General features: G+C 48.2%; 23 protein-coding genes and 1 pseudogene. 7 read left to right on the top strand and 17 right to left on the bottom strand.

Annotation, left to right across the window (positions count from 1 at the left end; all coding sequences use genetic code 11):
- The first annotated feature begins 36 nt into the window (after positions 1–36).
- The 6 genes from AC6ESO_RS04775 to AC6ESO_RS04750 all read left to right on the top strand — a co-directional run bounded on the left by AC6ESO_RS04775 (position 37) and on the right by AC6ESO_RS04750 (position 6,057).
- On the top strand, positions 37–582 hold the full coding sequence (locus AC6ESO_RS04775) for a TlpA family protein disulfide reductase (RefSeq protein ID WP_497090372.1): 546 nt from the start codon (positions 37–39) through the stop codon (positions 580–582).
- Between the two features lie 29 nt (positions 583–611).
- A complete protein-coding gene (gene msrB, locus AC6ESO_RS04770; protein ID WP_497090371.1) occupies positions 612–1,748 on the top strand; it encodes a peptide-methionine (R)-S-oxide reductase MsrB in 1,137 nt (378 codons plus the stop codon).
- Positions 1,749–1,770: 22 nt separating this feature from the next.
- A complete protein-coding gene (locus AC6ESO_RS04765; RefSeq protein WP_497090370.1) occupies positions 1,771–2,541 on the top strand; it encodes a response regulator transcription factor in 771 nt (256 codons plus the stop codon).
- Entirely contained in the window at positions 2,538–4,256 is a 1,719-nt protein-coding gene (locus tag AC6ESO_RS04760; RefSeq protein WP_497090369.1) for a sensor histidine kinase, read from the top strand. Before AC6ESO_RS04765 ends, AC6ESO_RS04760 begins: the two co-directional genes overlap by 4 nt.
- A 107-nt stretch (positions 4,257–4,363) precedes the next feature.
- Positions 4,364–5,032: a Crp/Fnr family transcriptional regulator gene (locus tag AC6ESO_RS04755; protein WP_497090499.1), complete on the top strand. Its 669-nt coding sequence runs from the start codon at positions 4,364–4,366 to the stop codon at positions 5,030–5,032.
- Between the two features lie 194 nt (positions 5,033–5,226).
- On the top strand, positions 5,227–6,057 hold the full coding sequence (locus AC6ESO_RS04750; RefSeq protein ID WP_497090368.1) for an alpha/beta hydrolase: 831 nt from the start codon (positions 5,227–5,229) through the stop codon (positions 6,055–6,057).
- A 48-nt stretch (positions 6,058–6,105) separates the two neighbouring features.
- On the opposite strand, the pseudogene AC6ESO_RS04745 reads toward AC6ESO_RS04750, so the two are convergent.
- From AC6ESO_RS04745 to AC6ESO_RS04685, 13 genes and pseudogenes are all read right to left on the bottom strand, one after another.
- Positions 6,106–6,747, bottom strand: a pseudogene (locus AC6ESO_RS04745) (HAD hydrolase-like protein); the annotation flags it as partial.
- A 110-nt stretch (positions 6,748–6,857) separates the two neighbouring features.
- Positions 6,858–8,387 (bottom strand): gluconokinase, encoded by a 1,530-nt coding sequence (gene gntK / locus AC6ESO_RS04740; protein WP_497090498.1) that lies wholly within the window; start codon positions 8,385–8,387, stop codon positions 6,858–6,860.
- A gap of 72 nt (positions 8,388–8,459) precedes the next feature.
- Complete coding sequence (locus tag AC6ESO_RS04735; RefSeq protein WP_497090367.1) at positions 8,460–9,821, bottom strand: GntP family permease; 1,362 nt, start codon at positions 9,819–9,821, stop codon at positions 8,460–8,462.
- 164 nt (positions 9,822–9,985) lie between these two features.
- Positions 9,986–10,657: a GntR family transcriptional regulator gene (locus AC6ESO_RS04730; RefSeq protein WP_497090366.1), complete on the bottom strand. Its 672-nt coding sequence runs from the start codon at positions 10,655–10,657 to the stop codon at positions 9,986–9,988.
- Between the two features lie 107 nt (positions 10,658–10,764).
- Positions 10,765–11,664 (bottom strand): phosphogluconate dehydrogenase (NAD(+)-dependent, decarboxylating), encoded by a 900-nt coding sequence (gene gnd / locus AC6ESO_RS04725; RefSeq protein ID WP_497090365.1) that lies wholly within the window; start codon positions 11,662–11,664, stop codon positions 10,765–10,767.
- A gap of 163 nt (positions 11,665–11,827) precedes the next feature.
- On the bottom strand, positions 11,828–12,028 hold the full coding sequence (locus AC6ESO_RS04720) for a hypothetical protein (RefSeq protein WP_497090364.1): 201 nt from the start codon (positions 12,026–12,028) through the stop codon (positions 11,828–11,830).
- Positions 12,012–14,096 (bottom strand): hypothetical protein, encoded by a 2,085-nt coding sequence (locus tag AC6ESO_RS04715; protein ID WP_497090363.1) that lies wholly within the window; start codon positions 14,094–14,096, stop codon positions 12,012–12,014. Before AC6ESO_RS04715 ends, AC6ESO_RS04720 begins: the two co-directional genes overlap by 17 nt.
- A 91-nt stretch (positions 14,097–14,187) precedes the next feature.
- The gene (locus AC6ESO_RS04710) at positions 14,188–15,747 is read right to left on the bottom strand and encodes an extracellular solute-binding protein (RefSeq protein ID WP_497090362.1); all 1,560 of its coding nucleotides are present in this window, start codon (positions 15,745–15,747) and stop codon (positions 14,188–14,190) included.
- 82 nt (positions 15,748–15,829) lie between these two features.
- Positions 15,830–16,690: a carbohydrate ABC transporter permease gene (locus AC6ESO_RS04705; protein WP_497090361.1), complete on the bottom strand. Its 861-nt coding sequence runs from the start codon at positions 16,688–16,690 to the stop codon at positions 15,830–15,832.
- Positions 16,684–17,595: an ABC transporter permease gene (locus tag AC6ESO_RS04700; RefSeq protein WP_497090497.1), complete on the bottom strand. Its 912-nt coding sequence runs from the start codon at positions 17,593–17,595 to the stop codon at positions 16,684–16,686. Before AC6ESO_RS04700 ends, AC6ESO_RS04705 begins: the two co-directional genes overlap by 7 nt.
- 170 nt (positions 17,596–17,765) lie before the next feature.
- Complete coding sequence (locus tag AC6ESO_RS04695; RefSeq protein ID WP_497090360.1) at positions 17,766–19,514, bottom strand: cache domain-containing sensor histidine kinase; 1,749 nt, start codon at positions 19,512–19,514, stop codon at positions 17,766–17,768.
- A gap of 6 nt (positions 19,515–19,520) precedes the next feature.
- Positions 19,521–21,080, bottom strand: a complete 1,560-nt coding sequence (locus tag AC6ESO_RS04690) for a response regulator transcription factor (RefSeq protein WP_497090359.1) — start codon at positions 21,078–21,080, stop codon at positions 19,521–19,523.
- A gap of 98 nt (positions 21,081–21,178) precedes the next feature.
- Positions 21,179–23,428, bottom strand: a complete 2,250-nt coding sequence (locus AC6ESO_RS04685) for an FAD-dependent oxidoreductase (protein ID WP_497090358.1) — start codon at positions 23,426–23,428, stop codon at positions 21,179–21,181.
- Between the two features lie 132 nt (positions 23,429–23,560).
- Between AC6ESO_RS04685 and AC6ESO_RS04680 the strand changes: the two genes are divergently transcribed.
- A complete protein-coding gene (locus tag AC6ESO_RS04680; protein ID WP_497090357.1) occupies positions 23,561–24,376 on the top strand; it encodes a helix-turn-helix domain-containing protein in 816 nt (271 codons plus the stop codon).
- A 21-nt stretch (positions 24,377–24,397) separates the two neighbouring features.
- Here the strand turns inward: AC6ESO_RS04680 and AC6ESO_RS04675 are convergent, their stop codons facing one another.
- The 4 genes from AC6ESO_RS04675 to AC6ESO_RS04660 form a co-directional block, all read right to left on the bottom strand.
- The gene (locus tag AC6ESO_RS04675) at positions 24,398–24,559 is read right to left on the bottom strand and encodes a hypothetical protein (protein ID WP_497090356.1); all 162 of its coding nucleotides are present in this window, start codon (positions 24,557–24,559) and stop codon (positions 24,398–24,400) included.
- A gap of 145 nt (positions 24,560–24,704) precedes the next feature.
- Positions 24,705–25,088: a VOC family protein gene (locus tag AC6ESO_RS04670; protein ID WP_497090355.1), complete on the bottom strand. Its 384-nt coding sequence runs from the start codon at positions 25,086–25,088 to the stop codon at positions 24,705–24,707.
- 54 nt (positions 25,089–25,142) lie between these two features.
- Positions 25,143–25,421, bottom strand: a complete 279-nt coding sequence (locus AC6ESO_RS04665; RefSeq protein WP_497090354.1) for an ArsR/SmtB family transcription factor — start codon at positions 25,419–25,421, stop codon at positions 25,143–25,145.
- 566 nt (positions 25,422–25,987) lie between these two features.
- The gene (locus tag AC6ESO_RS04660) at positions 25,988–26,476 is read right to left on the bottom strand and encodes a DUF6376 family protein (RefSeq protein WP_497090353.1); all 489 of its coding nucleotides are present in this window, start codon (positions 26,474–26,476) and stop codon (positions 25,988–25,990) included.
- Positions 26,477–26,505: the final 29 nt, after the last annotated feature.

The following is a 26,505-nucleotide window of genomic DNA, read 5'->3' as shown; positions in this document are numbered from 1 at the left end:
CGCTTGAAAGTCACGAAGACAAGGAGGTTTATTACGATGAAATCCACACAACGGTCGCTGTATGTCATTCCCCTGTTCTTACTCCTGCTTCTGTTATCAGCTTGCGGCAATTCGAAATCCGACCAACCCGCATCGACTGCGCTGAACAAAGGCTCGGCGGCACCTCATTTCGATCTGAAAGATTTGGATGGGAATCAAGTCACGCTAGCCGGTCTGGCCGGCCAGAAGGTATATGTGAAATATTGGGCTTCTTGGTGCCCGATTTGTCTTGCAGGTATGGACGAATTGAACACTTTAGCGGGTCAAAAGAATGATTTCAAGGTCATTACGATCGTCAGTCCGGATTACAACGGCGAGCAATCCGCGCGTGATTTTACCGAGTGGTTCAGAGGTTTGCAAGCTGAGAATACCGCGAAGAACGTAACCGTTCTGCTCGACGATGGCGGCAAATGGGCTAAGAAATTCGGCGTTCGCGGCTACCCAACCTCCCTCTATATCGGCTCAGACGGAGTTCTGGTCAAGACGGCTCCGGGACAGAATTCCAACGAAGTGATCACCAATACATTCAAACAAATTATGTAGTCGCCAGTTTCCTAAACGGAGGGATTCCTTTGAGAAGATTACTAAGCGCAGCATCCTTGCTATTGCTCGTTTTTATGGCAGCTTGCGGCAGCCGCATGCCCAATGATAACGGCTATAACGCTACAAGCGAGACTTTAGGCGCGATCGCAGATGCCTCTACAGAACCTACGACGACGCGCTCGCCGAACCCAAACGATAAGGTGGATTACTCGCAAAGTAAGCTGCAAACGATTTATTTGGCCGGAGGCTGCTTTTGGGGAATTGAAGCCTATGCATCCCGTATTTACGGCGTACAAGATGTAACCGTCGGATACGCTAACGGCTCAGGAAACGACCCGACTTATGAAGATGTCGTTCAAGGTGACCGCGGTTTCGCCGAGACGGCTGAGGTGAAGTATGATCCGGAACGGCTTCCGCTAAACGAGCTGCTGACCGATTTCTTTAAGGTCATTAATCCAACCAGCGTGAATAAACAAGGGAACGATGAGGGCATCAATTACAGAACGGGGATTTATTACACCCAGGATAGCGATTTGTCCGTTATTAACGCGGTTGTAGCGAAGGAACAGAAGAAATACACGAAGAAGATCGTAACTGAGGTAAAGCCATTGACCAACTACTTCTTGGCTGAAGAGTACCATCAGGATTATTTGGATAAAAACCCGGATGGTTACTGCCATGTCGATCTTACAATTCTGGATGAACCGGTTAAAGTCGATCCATCCCTATACTCCCGCCCTAGCGACGAAGAATTGAAAAAGAAGTTAACGGATATCCAATACCGCGTAGCCGTCCTAAACGAAACGGAAACGGCTTACTCCAATGATAATTGGAACACCTTTGACGCGGGTATCTATGTCGATGTGACGACGGGAGAGCCGTTGTTCTCTAGCCGCGACAAATACGATGCGGGCTGCGGATGGCCAAGTTTCACGAAGCCGATCGATCCCGCTGTTGTAACCTTTCACGAAGATAAGAGCTTCAATATGGTTCGTACAGAAGTGAGGAGCCGTGTGGGCAATATCCATCTGGGCCATGTGTTCGACGATGGTCCGAAAGAATCAACGGGGAAACGTTATTGTATCGATAGTGCGTCGATCCGATTTGTTTCGCTGGACAATATGGATAAAGAAGGCTACGGCTACCTCCGTTCTACCGTCGAATAACAATGGCAAGGGGTTTGATTGGATGTATAAGCTGCTGATCGTCGAGGATGAAGAGTTAGTCAGGAACGGAATCAAACGGCTGCTGCCCTTTGAGGAATTCAACATAACGGAGATTATCGAAGCGGACAATGGCGAGGAAGGGCTTAAGCTCTTCCTCGCCCATCGTCCCGATATGGTATTGCTGGATATCAATATTCCGAAGATGAACGGTTTAGAGTTTGCGCGCAAAGCAAAGGAAATAAAGCCTTCTGCGAAGATCGCCGTCATCACCGGGTATGACTATTACGAATATGCGGTTACCGCCCTCAAAATCGGCGTTGACGATTACGTGCTAAAACCCGTGTCCAAATCCGACGTGTATGAAGTGCTGCGCAAATTGGTTGAGAAACTCCAAAATGATCAACAGCTCTCGGAGCTGCAGCATCTGGTAAGCGAGTATAAAACAACCCTGCAGCTGCCGGACGAGTCGGGCCACAAAGCTGCGATTGCCCAGATTATCGAAGATAATGTGGCTAACCCGGAATTCTCGCTCGCAGCTTTGGCGAATAAGGTCGGGTTTAGTGCTGGCTATATGAGTGTTTTGTTCAAGCGTTTGTTTAATGTGTCGTTCCAGGATTACTTGATGGGCATGCGCTTGGAACGTTCCAAGCTGCAGCTTCTCACATCCGACTTGAAGATCTATCAGATCTCCGAGTCGCTCGGTTTCGATAATCCGAATTATTTCAGCGCTGCTTTCAAGAAGAAGTTCGGACTCTCCCCCATTCAATATCGGGAAAGGATTAAACATTCGTGAAGCTGATTCCTCGTTCTCTGCAGTTCCGAATATCGTGGATTTATATGTTGATCAGCGTGTTCACGATTGGGATTATCGGCACCGTGCTATATGTCGGTATTTCTCGAGCGGTCATGAAGGAATCGATTCAATCCGCCGATACGGCGATTTCCAAGAGCGGCAGCTTAGTGGAAATGTATATCGATCGGCTGAAAGTATTGACGACTATGCTGGCGCAGAATCCCCAAACGATTCAAACCCTTTCCTCCCCTACCAAAGAAGGAGAGAAGTTTGAGCTGCAGCTCATCCATCTTGCGCTCTTATCTGATCCTAATATTAAATCCGTCGTCGTCATCGGCAAGGATGGTTACGTGCTGTCCAACGAGACCAAATTAAACATGATCCGTTCGTCCAATATGATGAATGAACCGTGGTACGTGGCCGCGATCAACAGCACGAATCCGGTACTTACTTCCGCTCGTATGCAGAAATTTTCGATGGACAAGAACAACTGGGTGATCTCGATGAGTCAGGAAATCAAGGATGCGCATAATCGCAACCTCGGTGTCGTGCTGCTTGATATCGAATACAAAGGCATTGAGAATTATTTGAACGACTTGGATTTGGGCAGTAAAGGGTTTGCTTTTATCATTAACAGCAAAGGCGGCATCGTGTACCACAAAGATCCCTCCTACTTCACGGATGCTGACAAGCAGGAGCAATTAAAAATGATCAGCATGTCGAAGCAGGGCTACGATGCAACGGAAAATCGTCTGGTCTATCAAACGCAGCTGCGAAATTCAGATTGGATGCTTGTCGGCGTCAGCTCTCTGGATGGATTACGGCAAGTGCGCACCCAACTGCTTCGTTCATTCGTCCTGGTGGGACTGGGCTTGCTGCTGCTGATTATGGCGGTATCCCCTTTCTTGGCGAAAAGCATCACCAGACCGATCCGCCGCCTCGAACAGGCCATGCAGAAGGTGAAATCGGGAACGCTGGAAGTCAGCGTGTCTGAGACTGGCGCTACCGAGGTTCAAGGACTCGCGCAGCATTTCAATTCGATGGTGACGGAGATGCGCCGGCTGATGCAGGATATCGAGACGAAGGAGAAAACGCTGCACAGATACGAGCTCAGCGTGCTGCATAGTCAAATTAATCCTCATTTTCTATACAATACATTGGATACTATCGTGTGGATGGCCGAATTTAATGAGAGCGGGCGCGTTATATCTACGACTAAGGCGCTGGCGAAGTTCTTCCAGCTATCATTGAGCGGTGGCAGTGAATTCACAACCGTGGAGAATGAAATGAACCATGTCGCCCAGTATTTATTTATTCAGAAGGAGCGCTATGGAGACAAGCTGAATTATCAGCTGCATTTCGATCCGGCGCTGTCTGCCAAAGTCATTCCGAAGATCATACTTCAACCTCTCGTTGAGAATGCGATCTATCATGGCATCCGGGAAAAAGAAAGTCCCGGACAGTTAGTCATCACTTGTCTGCCAAGCGACGATGGACATGTACACTTCATCGTGAAAGACGACGGTGTGGGCTTCGATCCCGAAGCGCGCGCGAAAGCTGTGCAGGAGGATTCTTCTCCGTCCCTGCCTAAGTTAGGCGGTGTCGGCATCAATAACGTGGACGAACGCTTAAAGCTCTATTACGGCCAACAATACGGGATCACGCTGCAATCCCGCCCGGGAGAAGGTACGACAGTCAGGATCATTATTCCTTAATCCGGTCGTTGCAATTAAAGAGAAAGACGCCCTCTGCCGAAGGGCTGCTTTTTTCGATGTTGACGCAGTTCAACTGTACAAACTCAAAGGAGCTGAAACGCTTGATTGTGTCTGAGCATTTATCGCGAATCCTTTCCTTATTCCCGAGCTTAGCGGATATCACTGAGCAGGATTGGAATCATGAAGGTATCCAATTACTTCAGATGGAACCTAATTATATTATTGAAGAAGGACAATTCTTGGAGTACGCGATTTTGATTCTGGAAGGTACCGTTAGAATGTTCAAAATAAGCGCCGGGGGCCGGGAAATTACCTTGTATCGCATACATAGCGGAGAATGTTGTCCTTTAATGACCTCAAGTATATTGGGCGAAGCCGAATACGAAGCCTCTGCTTGCGTAGAAACGACAGGTTTAGCTCTGGCGATTCCGTCTGAGATCTTTCGCGACTGGACGGATCGTTATAAAACATTCCGGCGATTTATCTTTAAATCATTCGCTAAGCGGATCGTCATCATGTCTAATCTGCTGGACAGCATCCATTTCAAATCCATCCGCGGAAGAGTTGCGGAATTTCTTGTTCAAATGGCGGATCAATCCGGAGGTTCCGATACCCTGCGTATTACCCATGACAGCATATCCGCTGAACTGGGCACAGCCCGCGAAGTGATCAGCAGAACGTTGAAGCAGCTTGAGAAGGAAGAAATCATTACACTCTCACGAGGCAAGATCATGATTAACAATCGAACCGCGCTCGAAAGCTACATAGAGTTATAAGAAGGAGCAAGGCTTCCGCAAGCTATAAGCAACATGCCAATCAAAGCCGCCATCAAGGCGGCTTTGTTGCGTCATATGCAAGCAAGATCGTTTATTTATTTCGTTATGTGACAAAGTTACGGTTCGTACGAATCAGTCCTGTTATGATCATACCTATCAACCAACACTTCATCAGCCGAAAGGGGAAATCATACATGAACAACGTTGCTATGCATTCAAATGCAAATCAATCCAAGAAACCGGTTATTCTCTTTATTCACGGAGCTTTTATGACACCGGACAGCTGGGCGCCAATGCGGAACTACTTTATCGAGCGCGGCTATGAGACAATGGCTCCCGCCTGGCCCTACCATGATCGGACGCTTGATGCCCTTCGGAACAACCCTTCCAAAGCGCTTGGAAAGCTCGGTCTAAAGGAAGTCGTAGATCATTATGTACGTATTATTCAAGCATTGCCGGAGAAACCGATCTTAATTGGCCATTCTTTCGGTGGGTTGATTACGCAAATTCTTATGGACCGCAATTTAGGTGCCGCTGGTATCGCCATTGACCCGGCAGCTACTAAAGGGATTAACCCGGGAGCCTTCAAGACGGCATCTAAATCAGTCGCCTCCATCCTTCTTAAGCCTTGGAGGAAGACCGTGAGCTTATCGTTCGAGCAATTCCAATTTGCGTTCGTAAATACAATGCCATTAAAGGAACAGAAAGAAGCTTTCACCTATGCTGTCCCTGAAACAAGCAAAATCTTCTTCCAAAGTGCATTTGCTTCCTTCAATTCCGCGAGCCCGCTAACGGTTAACTTCAAGAACGGTAAACGAGGACCGCTGCTGATCATCGCAGGAGAAGAAGATCATATCGTGCCTGCTGCTATGGTAAAGAAGAACTTTCAGCTTTATGACCAACAATCCGGTGCGACTACTCAGTATGTAGAGTTCCCCAAACGGTCTCATTGGATTATTGCCGAGAAAGGTTTCCAAGAAATTGCCGATTACATCATGAACTGGGCACCGGCTCAATTGCGATAAACCGTAACAAAATCACAAAAGGCATCCACAAGGATGCCTTTGTTCGTTTTACCCAGCCACTAGCGCTTTAAGCTCATTTAAATCGGATATCACCTTATCGGCTTGGGCTAACTCTTCCTCCCGTGCGAAATCAAACCTGCATCCGATGGATAAGAAACCATTATCTTTGGCGGCATTAATGTCGGATAGACGGTCGCCGACTACCGCCGCGTTCGTAATGGCATATTTTTCAACGATACTTTGAACTAAGGCTGATTTATTCAAGGAGGTGATTTGCTGGATGCTAAAAGTCTCCGTTACCCATTCATCCAATTGATAATAGCTTACAATGGCTTGTAAATATTCGGTTAACCCATTACTTGCAATGAAGATCGAACAATGATTCTCTTTCAGATAACGGAAAACTTCCTTCACATTCGGATACAGTTCACCTTTGCCGCTTCTTATATTAGCGATTAATCGTTCCAAGAAAAAAGCATCCGTCTGTTCCCTGATCTCCATCGAATGATTGGGTAGCAACGTCTCCCACACTTGCGGAAGTGGTACACCCATAATTGCGCGGTAGCTATCAATTGGTGTTTCTTTATCCCATTGCCGCTGCAGCCTTAATTGATTGAATGCATCCTCGAGCGATATTTCTAAAATTTTATCGGTTTGAAACAGCGTTCCATCCATATCAAAAATAAAGGTTCGAATCATGGCTTCAACTCCTTCTCTAGTCTAGTTATTTTAACACATTAATTATGCAAAAATAGAGCGCCTCACAGCATTTGTGGCTGAGAGACGCTCTATTGTTAGGATTATTCCGCCGCATATTTCTGCTGGAATTGCGCGATTGCCTCGTACTCGCTTTCCAGCTTACCGGAAACATGAAGATAGATCGGCAACAGTTCACGATAAATCGCGGCATGCTGTTTGTTCGGATGATGCGCATGTGTGGAACCCACCATCGTGGAGACGACAGCCAAGGAATCCGTTTTCCCCACCGCATATAAACCAAGTACAACCGCGCCTAGACAAGAGCTTTCGAATGATTCGGGTACGATGATTTCCTGATCGAAAATATCCGACATCATCTGGCGCCATAGTGGCGAGCGGGCGAAACCGCCAGTAGCCATGATCCGTTTCGGACGCCCGATATTCTCTTCCATCGCTAACAATACCGTATAAAGGTTGAAAATAACCCCTTCCAGTACGGCGCGAATGAAATGTTCTTTATGATGCCTCATATGGAGTCCGAAGAAGGACCCTCTTGCATTCGAATTCCATAGCGGCGCTCGCTCGCCGGTCAAATACGGATGGAACAGCAAACCGTCCGAGCCCGGTTTAACCCGTGCCGCGATGTCCATTAATAAATCATACGGGTCAATGCCGAGCCGTTTGGCTGTCTCGACTTCGGCTGCTGCAAATTCGTCCCTTGCCCACCGTAACAGCATCCCGCCGTTATTGACTGCGCCACCAATCACCCAATGCTTATCCGTGAGCGCATAGCAGAAGATTCTTCCCTTGGCATCGGTCACCGGTCTATCCACGACTGTGCGAACGGCGCCGCTTGTTCCGATTGTCGCTGCGACGATCCCGGGCTCAATTGCATTAACACCTAGATTCGAGAGCACGCCGTCGCTGGCACCTACGATGAATGGCGTAGATGCAGCAAGGCCAGTCTCGGCAGCGAAGACAGCTTTCATCCCCTGCAGGGAATGGGTCGTAGGCACAAGCTGGGACAATTGGCTCCTCGAAACCCCTGCAAGGCTAAGCGCTTCTTCATCCCAATCCAGATTCTCCAGATTCATCATGCCGGTCGCCGACGCAATCGAATAATCGATCACATATTCACCGAATAACCGAGCAAATACATACTCTTTAATCGATATAAATTTGCTTGCCCGCCGGAACAAATCCTCGTGCTCATGTCGAAGCCACATTAGCTTCGGCAAGGGTGACATGGGATGAATCGGCGTCCCTGTCCGCCTATAGATCTCATGACCATTCAGTTCGCGTTTTAACCGCTCAGCATATGCCGCGCTCCGGTTATCCCCCCATGTGATGCTGCGCGTGAGCGGCTTGCCATCGGCATCTACAACAATGACGCTATGCATCGCGGAGCTAAAGGAAACAAATAGGATCTGTTCGGGTTTTGCCCCACTTTGAGCCATGACACGTTTGATGGTAAGAAGGACTGCGCGAAATATTTCATCGGGATCTTGTTCGGCCACGGACGAGTTCGGCGTATAAAGCGGGTATCCTTCATCCGCTTTGGTGACAATGGTACCATTCTCTTCGAAAATCACGGATTTGGTGCTGGTTGTTCCGATATCGACGCCAATCATATAAATAGGTTGATTCAATGGTTGAACCTTCTTTCCGATCAATTGCAAGTGATGCTATAGCTGACTTGAATCTTAAACGACCATGCTTAGAAGCATGATAAAAATCAATCCCATAACGGACAAAATCGTTTCCATGACCGTCCATGACTTCAAGGTTTGCGGTACCGTCATATTGAAAAATTCTTTGACCATCCAGAAACCGGCGTCATTGACGTGCGAGAGTATAAGCGAGCCTGCTCCGGTTGCCAATACGACGAGTTCTACATTGGCATCTGGGGTTTGGCCAAGGATCGGGGCAATGATACCCGCCGCCGTTGTCATCGCAATAGTGGCTGAGCCCGTAGCGACTCGGATCAAAGCAGCGATGAACCATGCGAAGAAGATGATGTTCACATGGGCCGAAGTAGCAAGTGCTGCAATGGCATCGCCGACTCCGCTCGTGATCAACACTTGCTTGAATGCCCCACCTGCGCCAATGATCAAAATAATCGTAGCCGTAGGTGCCAAGCATTCACTTGCAAAGCGCGACACATCTTCCTTGGAGAACCCTCTTGAGAAGCCGAGCGAATAGAAAGAGAAGATAACTGCGATCAACAAGGCGATTACCTCATGCCCGATAAATTCGCAAAACCGCGTCACGCTTGATGTAGCCAGTGGATCGATTATATTGGCCAGCGACCCGATTAGCATGAGAATAACCGGCGACAAAATCGTAAATAACGTAATTCCAAAGCCCGGCAGCGATCGCTTATCCGAGGATGCGAATTGCTCGGCCAACTTGGCCGGCGGCTCCGTGATAATCCGTTTGCCAATAAACTTACCGAACAACGGCCCTGCAAGTATCGCAGTTGGCAAGCCGACTATGAGCGAGTACAGAATCGTTTTGCCCAGGTCCGCTTTATAGGCATCAATCGCAATCATCGGCGCAGGATGCGGAGGCACGAGACCATGTACGGTAGATAATCCGGCCAGTACGGGGATCCCGATTTGCAATAAGGACATTTTTGTTTTTCTTGCGACGATGAACACGATCGGGATTAACAGGATCACACCGACCTCGAAGAAGACAGGAATACCGACGATAAAACCGACAATCATCATCGCCCAATGTACGCGTTTCTCTCCGAATTTATCGATTAGCGTCGTTGCGATCCGTTCGGCTCCACCGGACTCGGCCATCATCTTGCCGAGCATAGTACCGAGTCCGATTACGATCGCTATCGTTCCCAGCGTGCCGCCTAAACCGCCGGTAACCGCTTTAATTACATCCGCAGGTGCCATCCCCGCAAGCAAACCCAGCATTAATGCCGCAATTAGCAGCGTAACGAACGGGTTCCATTTAAATTTCGCAATAAGCGTAACAAGAAATACGATGGAAACGAGTGCCCATATAATTAATGTTACGTTATGGCTGAAGCCAAAGATCGTGCTCATGATGAACCTCCTTTAATCATCCGGACTGCCCGGTTCTTGGATAGTATGGGCAGCAAAATCCCTTTCCACCAGCAACCGATTTCATTTTCTGGAAATCGAAGTGTTGTATACTTGTCGACAACTTTAGCCAAACGCATATCCATGCGTCGATTTCGAATCACCTTTTATGAAATACTGTTATGAAGCGTTTGGATGGAATCGGCAAAATAAGCCCGCACCTCTTCTTGAATCAATGTAACTTCCTTCGATTCGAGCGCTTTCAAGAGCACGCGATGCTTCTCGATAACCGCATTCAGCTTGGTTTCTCCTTCGGAGAACACTTCGTCCGTTGTAATAAGCATCACAGTCAACACAATATGGCGGATACTCTTCCATAGATGCAGAATTCTTGCATGCTTGGCTTCCGTAATGATCGCTTCATGAAATTGAAAATCAAGCCGAGAAAACTCGACACAATCTTTGTATTTCATTGCGAGCTCCATCCTGTCGATGAACTGCTTCAAGTTAACAAACAATGCCCCATGATCCCCCGTGGCCAGACGCTGCTGAGCGAAGCTTTCGATCAAAAACCGGACATCGTATAGTTCTTCAAGATCCTTCATACTGAGTCCGAGAACGACCGCTCCCATTCGTTCCAGGCGGATAAGCCCTTCATTTGACAACGTTTTCAATGCTTCCCTAACCGGGGACCGGCTTGTGCCGAAGTCGGCAGCAACCCGGTTCTCCGAAATGATCTCCCCCGGTTTAATCGTTCCCTTTATCATTTGCAGCCTTAATTCACAAGCGATTGCGTCCCCGCGGGATACGCCTTGCAACCAAACAGATGGATACCGCATCTGGCTTCAACTCTCCTACGCAGATCAATTTCGAACGTTAACATCGATAAGTATTATCGATTTTAACATAAATTCGGCCTCGGATACTATGCGAAGGCGAAAAGCCTCTACGAATTCCGGACTACGGCATGGCCGCCGAACTCATTGCGCAGTGCCGCAACTACTTTGCCGTGGAACGTATCGGCTTCCAATGAACGGTAGCGCATTAACAAGGAAAGGGCGATTACCGGCGTACTGGCTTCCAGATCAAGCGCAGTCTCCACCGTCCATTTCCCTTCGCCTGAGCTCTTCATGATTCCGCGGATGCCGTCCAATTGCGGGTCTTTGGCAAAAGCCTGTTCCGTCAGATCCATCAGCCAGCTGCGAATGACCGAACCATTCGACCAAACGCGCGCAACTTCTTCGTAGTTATAGTCAAAGTCGCTCTTCGATAACAATTCGAAGCCTTCGGCAATGGATTGCATCATGCCGTACTCGATACCATTGTGAATCATCTTCAGAAAATGGCCGCTGCCGTTTTTGCCGGCATACAAATAGCCTTTCTCCACCGCGATAGCTTGAAATAAAGGTTCAATAATAGCGAACGTTTCTTGATCGCCGCCGATCATGAAACAGCCTCCGCGCACCGCACCTTCGGTTCCGCCGGACGTGCCGACATCAAAGAACCGAATGCCCTGCGCATTCAGTTGTTCCGCGCGAGCGATTGAATCCTTATAGTGCGAGTTGCCGCCATCGATTACGATATCCCCTGGTTCTAGAAGCGGTGCAAGAGTTGCGAGTACTTGATCGACAATGTTCCCTGCGGGAACCATGATCCATACAATTCGTGGAGCTTGCAGCTTATTCACCAATGCTTCTATCGTCTCAGCGGTTTCAGCTCCTAATTCCGCCAACTTCTGGCCGGGCTCGGGGTTAACATCTTGAACCACAACTTGATGCTGATTCTGAAGCAAATTTTGCGCCAGATTAAATCCCATTTTGCCTAAACCAATCATACCTAATTTCATTTCGTTCACCTCTCAGGTCTACAAGTATACTTGTATACAAGTTATGGTGTCGATTTTACACCATGATTTATGATCTGTAAATGTTAAAAAAAGCAAACCTGTATTGAAGGTTTGCTCTTGTATCCTTACCTATTATTAGACTGACCCTAAGTCGATCACGATGTTATTTATAGCCTTGCATAATCGTTTCCAAGTATTCCTCGATAGGAACAGACTTTCGCAGCTCCAGTAGATTGTTCCCTGCTTCGCCTACGACTGACCGGAATTTCACGCTTTCTCCGGTTGCTTGCGCCGCAATCGCATCTACGATGGTTTGTGGATCATCTAGATTACTGGCATTCCTATTCTTATCTCCCCTTCTCATGGATCGTTTCGAGCTCTGCATTGACGCTCTTCATGATCGTGGTCATCTCTGTATAGGGCTGATCCTGCTGGTTAACCAAGCCTGTATTGAAATTCTCGCCATCTTTACGACCGGTAACTGCCTGATCATAATAGCCAAACCAACCCGAGCCGACAAAGAGCGGATGGGCGGTCTGACTCTCAATGAAAGCTTGGAAGGCCGCACCTCTCTCCGCAATACTGGCTGTAGATGTTGCCGCACTGACCGGCGATAACCCTCGCTCCCCTGTGCTGAATGTATATTCCAGATTGAGCAGCGGTTTGCCGAATGCTTCATACCTGGATAACCAGCTTGCCTCTTTCGCGTATTGGTCTACTGAAAAAGCATCTACATATTCCATAGCAGCCGAATCCCAATCCAGACTGGTCCGCCAGGTAGGAACGACAGATGACCCTAAGAACAAATGGTTCGAATCGTATTTTTCGATAATACCGCGGATTGTCGAGAAGTAGGTTTTGGAGGCCAGCTTCATATAGTCTGAAACGTCAACAGCCGGAACGTTCGCGATTGCGATCGGCGTATCCTTTAAGCTATCGAATGATTCCGCACTCGTGCCAAGAAGCTCATTTACAGCTTGGATGTCGTTGTGATATCTTGGCGCAAGAAAATCCACAAACGCACTCTTCGCAGCGGATGTCGAATCATACGTCAATATTTCTTTTACTATATCGGTCGTCCATCCTGCCTCATTATCGTACGTATAGCCAATCAACCACCGATCATATTTCCCCTTCTGGAGCTGTGCACTCAGCGCGTTATCGATTATGGATTCAGCTTGCGGATCGAATACATCGTATGTCCATTGGATCCTTTTCAAAGTCATCGGATCTTGCAATACCTGTATATAGGGAAACGTGACATGATTAGGTCTGCTCCATTTACTAAAGGCATTAAAGCCCCAGTCCATCAAACGCTTCTTGGTGAGCTCCTCCCATTTCGACTCGTAGTTGCGCCCGTATTTCTTCATCACGTTTGCGATCACGAAGCTGACTCTCTCGCCATTTAAGTCATTTGTGTATGCAGGAGCATACACGCTCGGATCAGGGAGCTCCTCGAACACTTTCCGAAGCGAGCCGTCCGTTTTCTTAAACGGGGTTCCGTATCCCCATTCCCAAATACTTGTCGCATCCACGCCTTTCAGAATGAATTTATAGCCGGCAGGAGTGATAAACCACCATTTGTCATCGATTTGTTGGAGTCGGAAATAACCGGTAGCTTTGTACTGTCCCAGACTTTTAATACCGCCAAACTCATCATATTTAGAGCGGTCTAGTGAAACCTTTGAGAGTGCATCCGACTCACTGGCATATTCCTGCTTCAATTGCGAATCGGTCGAAACCTTTCCGGCCCACGAATCATAAACCCATTGCCCGTATTTATCCACCATCAATGCATCTTTTTTCAGTTCAGCCTGCATCTGCTCTATGCTATAAGCGGCAGCCGGATTCTGCCCTACATCCCCGGTTCCGATATAAACTTGCACTTCCGTAAGCGGGATATGCTGATAGGCATTCGCCCGTTTAATATCGATGACAATAAACCTAGCCGTCTTATTCTCCATAGGGATGTTAACCGTATCATTCAAAGCGCTTCCTGATTTAACATGCTTGCCGGCAATATAGTAATAATCGGTTTCGGCTTCGGGACGGTATTTGACCGTAAATTGTTTATAGCCCCAATAGCTGTTCGGAGAATTGAGCACGATGTTAATGCTCTCCAGCGGGTAGTCCTTTAGCAGATCAAACCCTACATGCACGGTGCCACTGGATGTTGCGCTCCCCATCCAACCGGCATAGGTCGTCATAGAGCCGTCAAGAAGCTTGCCGTTCGCTGACGAAACTAAGCCGGTTGCACCATAATCGGGAGAGTTTCCTGCATCCGGCGCAGGGCTGTAATAATAATTGCCGGTTGTCAGCTTTATCCCTTCTGCAAGCGTTTCTCTTCCTGCTGGAATGAACGTGAGTACCAGTATGAATACCAGAAATAGTCTAAGAGCGTCGCCTCGATACCTTCTATACCATTTACTCATAATTTACCTCCGCCTTCAGAGTCTTCGACAGGGTTGAGTTGGTAAATTAATCCTAAAACGCGTATATGCACATATGAAGCGCTCTTCCTGCTTATTTGCCGTAACCGAGCTCCTCCAGCTGTTTAGTCGAGGCATCCATGTACGCTTTGAAATTCATGCTCGATTCAAGCGTTTTAAGGAAGCTGTCGTACCCCGTTAACGGGGTTTTTCCATAAATAAATTTTACGAATTCTTCTTCGATGAACCGACTGCTGTCCGCTGGATTGTACCCTTCAGGATTAGTCAGGAATCCGTTCAGGATTTGCATTCTCGGCTGGCTGTTGGCGAATTGAATAAATTGGGATTGAGGTGCGAATTTCGTTTCTAGGTAGGCCATTTCCGGTCTGCCGGTAAACTGGTACAGCCACGTAAAGCCAGCTTCCTTACCCATCAACTCGGTCGGCGTGACCTTGTCGCCCTCCAGATTATAGTGCGTTCCGTTAATGCCAAACTGCACCAGCATCGATCCTTCCTTGCCGGAAACATAGTTCAGCAAATCGAATACTTTCTGTAATTTTTCCTTGTTGTTCTCCAGCGCTTTCGGGATTGCATAGATGCCTGTGGTTCCGCCCAAATCGTACGGACCGTCGTACTGTCCCCCCGGCCCTTTGGGAGGTGCGAGTTGAATCCAATTCGCGTTGGGGTTTACTTTCTTGATTTGTTCGGTGAATTGATCCTTACTCAAGTTTGGCCAGTCGATCCAGACTATGCCTGCTTGCCCCTTAATCGCTTTCTCCTGATGTTGAAGGCCGGTATTGGCCATAATCTCCGGGTCGACTGCACCGGTGTCGTTAAGCTGTTTGATGAATGCCAGTGCATCTTTCATTGCCGGATCATATAGAGAATTGGTCAGCTTTCCGTCCTTGACGTAGAATGTGTTCGGATCCCCTACGCCGAATGCGCCGAAGATCGGAGCGAACGTGGAAAGCTTGCTGCCGGTAAGACCAAGTGAATCCTTCTTGCCATTGCCGTCCGGATCCTGCTCGGCGAACGCCTTAACCACATTCAGAAATTCTTCGATTGTAGAAGGCGGCTGAAGGCCGAGCTTATCAAGCCAATCCTTGCGAATCCAATAGGTGTTGTAAGGGATGCTAGGCGCTTTCGGAACGGCGTACACTTTCCCGTCAAACGTCGTCTTCTTGAAGCTCTCATCGCCGATAAAATCCTTAACCGGCTGCAGCTTATCCGTATAAGGGGTCAAATCCAGCACAAGCCCCTGCTCGACGAATTGTTTAAGCGTTGCCCGATCTGAAACTTGAAATAAATCGGGAAAATTACCGGATGCCAGCCGCACATTCAATTGGTTTTTATAATCATCACCGGATGCGTACACGGTTAGATTCAAATCCGTCTGAATCGCTTTGTCAATCGCCTGTTTAATAAAGTCCTTATCCGGGGTCGGCAAATTGTTACCGGTTTCAATAATATCGAGTTTGACCGCATTTTTCGATTCGCCTGAGTCCGCGGACTTTCCACCATCATTTGTACCGGAAACTTCGTTGTTCGATGTCTTCGGAGTAGTCGAGGAATTGCCGGATGAACAGCCTGCAAGCACGCTGCTTATAAGCAGGATACTACTTAGCAGAACGGTAAAAGCTTTCATACGCTTCATGATTGAGGAACCCCTTTCTTGTAGGAACGCTTATATTGTTAAATCGGCTTGCCCCATTCCTGCAGTAATGAGTGGCCGAGTTTCAACCTTTGACAGAGCCTAGCAGCATGCCTTTCGTAAAGTGCTTCTGCAAAAACGGATATACCATAATGATGGGCAGACTTGCCAGAATGACCGAAGCCATTTGCAAGGTTTCGCTCGGTGTCATATTGTCGGCATTCTCGAGCGGTTGCTGCGTTTGAATCAAAATTTCCCGCACGACCACCTGAAGTGGGAACAGATTCCGATCCGTTACATACATAATCGCTTGAAAAAATTCGTTCCAGTGGCCCACCATGTAGAACAATCCGATGGTTAGCGTTACGGGTATGGACAGCGGGACGACGATCTGCAGCAAGATTCGGAATTCTTTAGCCCCATCGATCCTTGCCGATTCGAACAGTTCCTCAGGCAGCGACTCGTAGAAGCTTTTCATAATAAGCACATTAAAGCTCCACACGAGGTTCGGCAAAATCATGGCCCAAATCGAATCCAGAAGCCCCATCGACTTCACGACCAGATAAGTCGGGATGATCCCGCCGCTGAACAGTAGAGTAAAAACCACCATCATCAGAAAAAAGTTGCGTCCCGGGAGCTGTTTGCGGCTGAGCGGATATGCCATTAATGACGTAATCGCGATATTGAGAATCGTGCCGATGACGGTTACCAGAACCGTTACCCCGAAGGCGCGGGGGATATTGGATTCCATGATTAGCTTACGGTAGGCATCAAACGTGATCGATCTCGGCACGAGAATGAAGCCTCCGTTTTTGAGCACTTCGCTGAATGGAGTTAGCGAAACGGATAAGACATAGAGCAGCGGAAATACCGCAATAAGTCCGCATAGGAGCAGAATCATAAAGACAACGGTATCGGCGATGCGGTCATTCGTGCTTTTTACCATATGCCCTCCCCCCACCGCTTCGCTAGTTTGTTCGACCCCAGCACCAGAACCAATCCGATTGCTGCCTTAAATAATCCAACCGCCGAAGCCAAACTAAAGTTAAGCTGCTGCAGCCCGGTCCGGAACACCCACGTATCGAGAATGTCGGCGACGGCATAGACTTGAATGTTGTACATGATGTAAATTTGCTCGAAGCCCGCATCAAGGATATGGCCCAAGTTCAGGATCAACAGCATAATGACAACGGTCCGGATGCCGGGAAGTGTAATATGCCAAATCATCCGCAGTCTTCCTGCCCCATCCACCCGCGCCGCCTCGTAAAGCGTTGGATCGATACCGGCAATAGCCGCTAAATAAATGATGGCTCCCCAGCCGAGATTTTGCCATATTTCCGATCCCACCAGAATGGACCGAAAGTACGATGTTGAGGTTAGGAAGGGTATCGAAGTTCCGCCCGCATCCTGCAGCCACTGATTCAACAATCCGGAGCTTTGGGAAAGCAGCGCGAGCAGAATTCCGTATATGATTACCCATGAGAGAAAATGCGGCATATACGTTAAGGTTTGGATCAATGATCGAAACCATTTGATCCGGCATTCGTTTAATAGAAGCGCCATCGCAATGGGAGGTATCATCCCAAAAAGCAATTTGTAAACGCTGATCAGAAAGGTATTCGTAAGCAGCTGCGCGAAATAAGGCGAGTGAAAAAAAGTTAAAAAATGTTTGTTCCATGGGCTGGCCCATGGGCTTGACCAGATCCCATCCATGATATTGAAGTCTTTGAAAGCTATAATGACGCCGTACATCGGGATATATTTGAAGACAATGTAATAAATAAGTCCCGGTAAGAGCATCAAATAAAAAGCTTTAAAGCGCCAAATCGTACGGAAGAAGACGGAGATCATCCCTGGTTTCAACGCCGAATTTTGGATGGATTGTGCTGCAATCCGCTGGTTCATAGGTTCACCTCGCATCTTTGTAAGCGCATTCAGTAGCGCAAACCAAGTATAGCAAGACGAACAGGGTTTCAACTATGCAGTGATCTTGCGAAATGATGAACAAAACCGACAATTATTTAGACAGGGATCGTTATGCAGACGACCGTCCCCACATTGGGCAGACTGCCGATCCTAAGCCCGTAAGCCGTGCCATAGTGAAGCCGCAGGCGATGATGGACATTCGCCATCCCGATGCCGGAGGAGCGCTCGCTGCCAGAAGCAGCCGTCTGCTCGTCAAGCACCTTCCGGAGCTTCGCCTTGTCTATCCCAGCGCCGTTATCGCGGATAAAGAACCGCAGTTTCCCTTTACGTATGGAACCCCGGACGTGAATGAGCCCATCCCTACTGTGGCTTGGGGCGATACCGTGGAAAACGGCATTTTCCAATATCGGCTGAAGCGTGAGTTTCAAAATGCTGCACGGGAACGCTTCAGGATCGATTTCCTGAACGAACCTGAATTTGTCACCATACCGTATTTTCTGGATTTGCATATACATGTTCAATCCATCAAGCTCTTCCTTCACCGTTAGGAATTCCGACGTTTTATCGAAGCTGAGCGATAATACGCCGACTAGCGCTCTGATCGTATCTTTAACCTCTTGCGTCCGATGCTGTTTAGCCAAACTTCCGATGCATGCCAGCGTATTGTACAGAAAATGGGGGGCAATCTGGCTTTGCAGCACCTTCAGCTCCAGCTGCTTCTTTCGTTCTTCCATTTGCTTTGTTTCCTGCAGCAAATTACGAATCCGCTCCATCATGGCATTAAAGCTTAGCGTAAGCCGCCCGATCTCGTCTTCCCTCTTGACAACAAGGCTTGGGATTACGCCCATATCTTGTACCCGATCCATCTTGACTGCGAGCATCCGTACCGATTTGGTCATATAGCGAGACATTGCAAACGCCATGAACAGTAGAATCACGAACCAAATGCTGGCAGCAGCCTTGTAATTATCGAATAAGCGAATGACGTTATGATAAAAGTAACGATCTTTGATCAGCACAAGCAGCGTCCAGCCGAGCCGATTCTGACCGGATTTCACGACAACCAGCTTGCCGGTTTGCCCGCTCACATTACTTGCTGTTATGGGGAGCCCTGCGAGCTCCCCGACGAACGATTCGGGGAGATCATCGTGATAAGTGCCCGGTTTTTGAGGCAGGATGCTATTATCCCGATCGAATGTAACCACCTTGTCCTTATCGGACATAATGACGAACGTTTGATAGGAATCGGACGTCAATTCGCTGATTTTACGATTCAGATTATCCAGATTCAGCTCAATAACCGCGACGCCTATAATGTCTCCGTTGCCGGCGCTTACCGGTCTGGAGATAGCTACCGTTTCACCGGAGAGCGTCGATACATAAGGCTGGCTAACGACCGCCGCTCCATAGGTTTGCTGCGACTTCGCATAGATTTCGCTTAGCTTCGGATTGCCGATAATATCGTAATTTACCTGTGAGCTGGCGTATACCTTCCCATCCTTTCGGATGATATACAGCGTTTTTACTAGTGCGCTGTTGTTCTCGGTTATGAACCGAAGCGATTCGGATATTTTGTTGCCGTCTCCTTCCTGAAGCAGCTTGGCGTCTGTCGCGATTAGCAGCAGTACATTCCGGCTATTGTCCAGATACGTATCAAGAAACTGATTCGTGCGCGCGATCAAGGTCACGGAGTCCGCTACCATTTGATTCTTGAACAAGTCGGCTGCCCGGTAGTAATTATTCCAAGCTAATAGAACGAAGAACGTGAACGTTATCAAAAATAAGAACAGAAACTGCCTCGTCGCGAGACTCCATCTCCTGTACCAGCGATAGATTCGGTTCATTTGCCATCATCCTTTGTTATCATGTTCAGCCGATCTCAGCTCTGTTGGAGCTGCTCCGGTCCATTCGCGAAATAGGGCGGAGAAATATCGGTAGCTCGGAATGCCTACCTGCTGAGCAACTTCATAGACCCTGAGCGAGGTATGCTGCAGCAAATCCGTCGCCTTCTCCATTCTTTTGCCTGTCACGAAATCATGGAAGGATACACCCGATTCTTCCCGAAACAATCGGCTCAGATAATGCGGGCTCAGCCCCACCTCACGGGAAACGGCGTTAAGCGTGATCGGCTTTTCAAGGTTCGCTTCTATAAACGCCTTAGCTTGCGTGATTTCAATACGGCACTTCTTGCCCCTGCCGGTGGACTCGATTTCATGAACAAATGCTTCTACCAATTCATTTAAGGTAGCGGCACCGAGGATCTGGCACGACGATTTCCACCCATTACCACTTGGAGCAGCTTGTTCCCGATGCCAGCCGCGCAGCCAATCGGCAATAAACGTCCGCAGCTCTTCCGGCACAATGTGACTGTTCAATGCCCAGCGCATGAAATCCCCGCGGATGCATTCGGCCAAATGATCCCGGTTCCATTGTGCTTTATGCAGCTTGGCTGACACATCATTCACCGATTGTTGGTCAAGTGAGATTGGCAAGGTGGGAGGAGTCGCAAATACTCGGCCTACGCCATCATAGAAAACCACATACGGTTTCTCGCAAATACCTTGGTACCTAACCGCAAAATCCGACCCACTCCGAATAGGCTCGCTTATGATGCCATAAAGCCTGTATGCACCGCTAAGGAAAGGCACCTTTTGATCAAGGAATTGGTATAGCTTCTCCGTTAACTCCTCCAGTTCGAAGTCTAAATTCGGCGGATTGCCATTCTCTATGCGGAATACCAGCACATAGATGCCGCTGTCGCTGTCGGCCGGAATCCAATGGAACGGCTTCAGACGCTCTTGTGAGGTCAACAATTCTTCGCAAGCATGATGGACGAGTAGACGGCCTGTCTTTCTAGTCTCCACATGAAGCGCAGCAAGCTGTATTGGAAGCGGAGTTTGAAAAGCAGCTTGCAGCCAGGCGTCGAGCTCGCCATCATCGGCCGTCTGACGCGACCGCTTCATCAATTGTTCGGACACTTTCCTGCGCTGCTCGTCCGCCTCGGTACGCTGTAGCGATTTCTCACGATAAACGCTATCCTTCGCCCGATCTAACGCCTGCGCTAGATCGCTGTCATCCATGGTGACTTTCACTAGATACTCGATCGCTCCGAGCTTAACCGCTTCCTTCGCATAAGCGAATTCGGAATGGCAGGTAAGCAGGATGACCTGGATATGAGGAAACTCCGACTTCAAACAACGGAACAGCTCTAGTCCGTTCATGACCGGCATCGTAATGTCCGTGATGACGATATCCGGTGAAAGGCAACGGCATAGCTTTAGCGCCTCCTCGCCGTTCTCCGCTTCACCGATCCATTCGGCATGATACTTCTCCCAGGCGAACAAGCGAAGCTCCTGACGTATCGGGAGTTCATCATCGACAATGAACACCGTTAATTTATCATGATTCATTCGGCACCACCCCCGAAAGAAACGATTTGGATGTGGACAACAAAAAGATGGCTTGCACAAAAAGCTGCATAACCATCTTTATTTTTCGTAGCTATAAACTATTCGTACACCCTGACTTCGATAATCTCGGCGCACCGGCTGCCGTTTGTTGAATACGCTACGATTCGGATTCTGTCACAGGTTACCGCCGAATCCAGCGTATGGATGCGCTTGCGTTTATGATTGTTTTGTTCTTCTGCTACAGCGGTCCATTCACCGTGCGCGTAGACCTCAACGGCATAATTTTGAATGAGCTCCGGCATGCTTGCAAAAGGCGTGCGGTGATGGTGCAGGTTGATCAAGTCCTCGTTCACGTCGTCATTAAACGTAATGTGGACCGAACGCATATTCAGCTGTTTCGCCCAGTTCAACTCCAACCACTCTGACGCGTCTTCCCCCATTGCGGCGGACGACCACAGATGCGGGCCGGCAAACGGACGGGCGAAACCGTCAATGGCCCTCTCAGGCGAGAACGCATTTGTTCGTGAAAGCAAACGGAAACAGATCGGTTTGCGGACAAACGGTTTCATGCTCCATTGAATAACCGGCTGTGACGGCTGATGGTTCTCGAGGTCCGCGGATACGATTGGTTTCGCTCCTTTCACAAAGGTAAGCACTCCTGTTTGCGGTTGATCGGACAAATGCAGCGAAATCGAATCGGCGGCTTTAATGATGAGAAAGGCATTTTGCGGTGCAGCCGGTTTCCATTGCAAATCCAGCTTTACCCACTGCCTATCTCCTATGCCCACTTGCGCCGATGCAACCGTCTGCAGGGTATGCGGGACGTAATTCTCGCCGCGGCCGGTATCCCACAGCTCGACTGTTAGCGTCGCCGCTTCAGCAGCATCCACCAACAGCTCGATGCCGTCGATGTCCGGGTCCGCCGGAATCAGCAAGCCGATGTCGGACTTTACGGGATACACCTCCACCGGCGTTTCTACCGCTAGTCTTGTCAATGTGCTCGATGCCTTAACGATCGCTTTCAGAGCGAGATCCGCCGGATCCTCGTTGCGCAAGCCGATGATCGATGCGTCCTGCTTGAGCATGATTTGCTGCAGTTCACGCAGATGGCTGTTATGCAGCTCGCGAGGTGTAATGCCCTTCTCTGCGCATAAAGCGGCTCCGGTGCCGGCAGCTTCCCCGATGACGGCACAGGTTGCCATTACCCGCGTAGTTCCGAACGCGACATGAGAAGCACTTATATCGCGGCCGGCCATAAGCAGATTGTTAACGTTTACGGAATATAGCGAGCGAAACGGGATATGATAGATGCCGTCCATATGAAGATGCTTCGAACCGCTTTCCGTCGAATACATGCCTTGCGGAGGGTGCAGATCGATGGACCATCCTCCGAATGCGACGCGGTCATCGAATTCGCGCTGCGCTACAATATCGTTCTGATTAAGCACATAATCGCCGATAAACCGGCGGTACTCTCTTTTTCCCGGGATAGAGCCTACCCACTCCAGTGTCATATGATCGGCGTCAAACTTGCCGGAGTTCTTGATATAATCCCAAATGCCATAAATGGCTGCCCATAGCTCATCGCGAATCAGCTCATTATCATGAACGGTATCGTACTCGCCGCCCCATTCGATCCACCAATAGGCACAGCCGTTATCGCCGCTGCGAATGACTCGTTTCATCGGAATCGTCGTTTGGGTGATATCTTTGGCGAAAGCAGGCGGGATATACTGTACAGGATAGCCAGCATCCTTCGTATAGAACAGAAGCGTGCTGCCAAGCGTAATATCATCAGCTACGTCTGGTGCCCAATCCTCATTGTATTCGTCCTTCGATTCGCGGCCGACCCGGTACTTGGCTCCCGCGAGAAACCCAACCAGCCCATCGCCCGAACAATCGAGAAACACGTCGCTTTCGAAACGGATCTTCCTTTCCGAGCCCATCATCCAGCCTGTAACGGAACGAATCGTCCGGTTATCCTCGTCGCCGCTGGCCTCAACTTCATGTACATCCGTGTTGAGAAATAAACGGATATTGGACTCCGCTCGAACCTTCTCCATTATGACCATATCCCAAAAATAAGGATTTCCATCCTTATTGCGGAACTGGTTCTCAATGAACAATTCCCCCATAATGCCGGTTTCCCTGGCATAGCGGTGAGTTCCGTGCGCCGTAGCGCCACAAACCCATACCCTCACTTCACTGCTGGAATTGCCGCCGAGCACAGGACGGTTTTGAACCAGCGAAACCGTTCTGCCCTGCCGGGCTGCGGCAATAGCTGCACATACTCCTGCAAGTCCGCCGCCGATAACCGTAATATCCGTCGACACGACCTCATTTCTCATAGCCCATGCACTCCTTATTTGAAATGAATATCTTTAATTTCATCTTATAAGATCCTCATTTTAAATAACATGCATTGTATTACGAGAATTGATATACTTTATTTCATGAGATCAACTGAGGTGGAAGCGCGGATGAAATACGATTACTATGCAAAGCTGGTTTCGCATGTGCACTGGGAATACAAAGAACGTTTTGCACTCGACCGTGATATTTATCCTTACTGGACGATGTTCGCCGCTCAAGACGGCAGATTTAATTTCGCCATCAATGAACATGAAGGAGAAGCGGGCTTCGGCGACTTGGTGATCTGCCCGCCGAATACCTGGTTTCATCGACGAACGATCCATACACTCAACTTTCACTTTCTCCATTTCAATTTGGAAGCGGGACCTGGGGAGGATACAGTAACGGAAACGGATTCCGAATTCGAAATAGGATTTCAGTTAATAGGGAAAATCAGCATAGCAGATGAGGTGCGTTTGTCGTCCGATTTACGTTATTTGAACAAACTAGCTCCGGAACGCGACAAGTTCGCACAAGCGAATAAGCAGCATTTATTAAACGACCTGCTGCGACTTGCGACACTCGAGCGCGGAAATGATATGAAACCAGACCATCCCGACATCCCTCCGGAGCTTCAACAGGCGCGTCAGTTCATGACGGCCCACGCCTACGCACCTATAAACATGCGAAACTTAGCGCATTCACTGAAGCTTTCACCGGTTCAGCTGACCCGTCGATTCCGCACCGCATACGGAGTTACACCTTCCGAGTTCGTAACGGAACTACGGCTCTCCCGAGCATGCCGGCTGCTTGAGGAAACCGATCTCAGCATCGACAGAATCGCATCCCGTTGCGGATACGAGAACGGCTTTTATTTAAGCCGCGTTTTCCGACAAAAGCGCGGCATGACCCCTTCCTTTTACCGGAAAACACATCGGGTGTAGCACTCTTCTCTCCTAATACCCTCATTTTTTGCTTTTCTTAGAAGCCATCCAGAAAACGAAGATCGCAATGGGGATAAATATGAACCAAGGAATATGAATGGTACTCTGGGTGATAAAAGCGATCGCCAACATTCCTACTGCGCCAAGAATAAGCCAGAGACACCCTCTACCGAACGTTTCCATGCGAACGTCCCCTCCTCTTAATCCAATTTTTGTTAAATGGATTCCATTTATTAAAACGGCGCAGGCAATAATAAGTTGCACGACTATGTACCTCAGCACAAAAAAGGGCTGCCTGGCCGGCAGCCCTCATCATAAAAAACGAAAGTTATTTCTGCGCAATTTGAATAAGGTTGCCACATGTATCGTCAAAGACAGCTATCGTGACAGTTCCCATTGTTGTCGGTTCAATCGTAAAACTCACGCCTTTTTCAAGTAAACGTTTGTGCTCACTGTAAATATCAGCGACGCCAAACATAGTGGCCGGGATCCCGTCAGCAAATATCTTCTTTTGATATTCTTTGGCTGCCGGATGGTTATTCGGTTCAAGCAATAACTCTGTACCACCTTCATCTTCGGCCGAAACTAGCGTTATCCATCTAAATTCTCCGACGGGAACATCATGCTTCTTTACAAAGCCCAACGTTTCGGTATAAAACGCCATCGCCTTGTCTTGATCTTGAACAAATATACTGGCAACTATGATTTTCATTTATTTTGTCCTCCTTGAAATGTTCGATTCGTCGTCAGAATTTTATTACTAAACTTACTCTATCCATCCTTTCAGCAAATCTTTAAGGGGTTCTTTGTTGAATATGATGATGCGATATTTCCCTTTTTTTTCTGATTTAACGAGCCCTGCTTCTTCCAAAGTAGAAAGATGTTTAGCAATCGCCTGCCGAGAAATGGACAGCTGGTGCTTCATGATGAGTCGTACCGTAAGTTCGTACAACGTCATCTCATTGCGTTCAGATAGTTCGTCTAATATAAGCCGCCGAGTCGAATCGACAAGTGCTTTGAAAATAGCGTCATTGTCCGATGTCATACTCCGATTATAAGCAACCCTAGGGTTGCATGTCAACAATAAGCAACCCTGGGGTTACATGAAATCCTTAGCGGTGTTATTCCGTCCACAAAATGAGAAACGCAGCCATTTAGCTGCCGTTTCAGGCTGTCGAACCAGTCTCGAAGGCCATTTTATCTAAAAAACACTTTAACGAATCGTGAGGGCCTTATTCATGCAAAAACAGCTCCAAATTAATCCTAACGAATCGTAGAAGTCTTATTAATAGGAATTGGCGTGCAAAAGGACATGTTGACACCCAATAAGACCTGTAGGATTCGTTAGCGGTTCATATCGAGACATTTGGCCCCAATAAGGCTTCTGTGATTCGTTAGAGTTTTACAAATAGCCTATCGTTTAATTAGCATAACCAAAGCCGCCATACTTGCGCACATAAATGGGCAAATAAGCGCCGTACTGTTCGGTAGAACATTCCTCGCTTCCAAATAAAGAGCCTTCCAACAGATAAAGCCCCTAAATAGGGGCTTTATCAACTTCCTGAAACGGCAGCGATATGCTGCCGTTTCTTACTTGCTTCGCGGAAAAGCTTATTGTAACAGCTTTAAGTATTTTTCAGCTTCCTTAAATTCAGGAGAATCTTTCATTTCTTCATACAAGGCTTGGAACTCTTCCGGGTTAAAGGTGCCGTTATCGATCTGCTTAATGTACGCATCGATCTTTTGGTTGGCCTCAGCAGAATGTGCTGCGAGCTGTTCGTGAATGTTCTTCAACTTCGCCGGCGGCTCCGTCTCCGTAAGTTTCGTCAACTCTTGTTTTACAGTCACTAGTTCTTTTTTAATTTCCTTTTCCGCTGACTTATCAGTTGTGACAGTGGAATCAGTGCCGTTCTTTTGATTTTCTTTTGCCTTCTGAATGAGCGCAGGCATCTTCTCATTCACCGCACTGACTGTCGATACGGTCTCTTTGGTTTGTTTGGCGAATTCTACGGTTCCCATAATCGTGTCTTTAAAATATAAGAATGTTCCGCCTAATACAACAACAAGAACACCTAATACGATAAGTATTTTTCGAAACATTCGCTTACCTCCAAAGATAGTTCTTGTGT

Source organism: Paenibacillus rhizoryzae (assembly GCF_059686995.1).
This window is presented reverse-complemented; position numbering and strand designations above follow the sequence as displayed.

What these genes read in the sequence shown, in the direction of transcription:
- AC6ESO_RS04710 (WP_497090362.1), bottom strand. Translation starts at nt 15,747, where the DNA reads ATGAAGCGTATGAAAGCTTTTACCGTTCTGCTAAGTAGTATCCTGCTT.
- AC6ESO_RS04735 (WP_497090367.1), bottom strand. Translation starts at nt 9,821, where the DNA reads ATGAGCACGATCTTTGGCTTCAGCCATAACGTAACATTAATTATATGG.
- AC6ESO_RS04705 (WP_497090361.1), bottom strand. Translation starts at nt 16,690, where the DNA reads ATGGTAAAAAGCACGAATGACCGCATCGCCGATACCGTTGTCTTTATG.
- AC6ESO_RS04700 (WP_497090497.1), bottom strand. Translation starts at nt 17,595, where the DNA reads ATGATCTCCGTCTTCTTCCGTACGATTTGGCGCTTTAAAGCTTTTTAT.
- AC6ESO_RS04690 (WP_497090359.1), bottom strand. Translation starts at nt 21,080, where the DNA reads ATGAATCATGATAAATTAACGGTGTTCATTGTCGATGATGAACTCCCG.
- AC6ESO_RS04715 (WP_497090363.1), bottom strand. Translation starts at nt 14,096, where the DNA reads ATGAGTAAATGGTATAGAAGGTATCGAGGCGACGCTCTTAGACTATTT.
- AC6ESO_RS04670 (WP_497090355.1), bottom strand. Translation starts at nt 25,088, where the DNA reads ATGAAAATCATAGTTGCCAGTATATTTGTTCAAGATCAAGACAAGGCG.
- AC6ESO_RS04720 (WP_497090364.1), bottom strand. Translation starts at nt 12,028, where the DNA reads ATGAGAAGGGGAGATAAGAATAGGAATGCCAGTAATCTAGATGATCCA.
- AC6ESO_RS04665 (WP_497090354.1), bottom strand. Translation starts at nt 25,421, where the DNA reads ATGACATCGGACAATGACGCTATTTTCAAAGCACTTGTCGATTCGACT.
- AC6ESO_RS04685 (WP_497090358.1), bottom strand. Translation starts at nt 23,428, where the DNA reads ATGAGAAATGAGGTCGTGTCGACGGATATTACGGTTATCGGCGGCGGA.
- gntK (WP_497090498.1), bottom strand. Translation starts at nt 8,387, where the DNA reads ATGATTGGCGTCGATATCGGAACAACCAGCACCAAATCCGTGATTTTC.
- AC6ESO_RS04680 (WP_497090357.1), top strand. Translation starts at nt 23,561, where the DNA reads ATGAAATACGATTACTATGCAAAGCTGGTTTCGCATGTGCACTGGGAA.
- AC6ESO_RS04695 (WP_497090360.1), bottom strand. Translation starts at nt 19,514, where the DNA reads ATGAACCGAATCTATCGCTGGTACAGGAGATGGAGTCTCGCGACGAGG.
- AC6ESO_RS04730 (WP_497090366.1), bottom strand. Translation starts at nt 10,657, where the DNA reads ATGCGGTATCCATCTGTTTGGTTGCAAGGCGTATCCCGCGGGGACGCA.
- AC6ESO_RS04675 (WP_497090356.1), bottom strand. Translation starts at nt 24,559, where the DNA reads ATGGAAACGTTCGGTAGAGGGTGTCTCTGGCTTATTCTTGGCGCAGTA.
- AC6ESO_RS04765 (WP_497090370.1), top strand. Translation starts at nt 1,771, where the DNA reads ATGTATAAGCTGCTGATCGTCGAGGATGAAGAGTTAGTCAGGAACGGA.
- AC6ESO_RS04660 (WP_497090353.1), bottom strand. Translation starts at nt 26,476, where the DNA reads ATGTTTCGAAAAATACTTATCGTATTAGGTGTTCTTGTTGTTGTATTA.
- gnd (WP_497090365.1), bottom strand. Translation starts at nt 11,664, where the DNA reads ATGAAATTAGGTATGATTGGTTTAGGCAAAATGGGATTTAATCTGGCG.
- AC6ESO_RS04750 (WP_497090368.1), top strand. Translation starts at nt 5,227, where the DNA reads ATGAACAACGTTGCTATGCATTCAAATGCAAATCAATCCAAGAAACCG.
- AC6ESO_RS04775 (WP_497090372.1), top strand. Translation starts at nt 37, where the DNA reads ATGAAATCCACACAACGGTCGCTGTATGTCATTCCCCTGTTCTTACTC.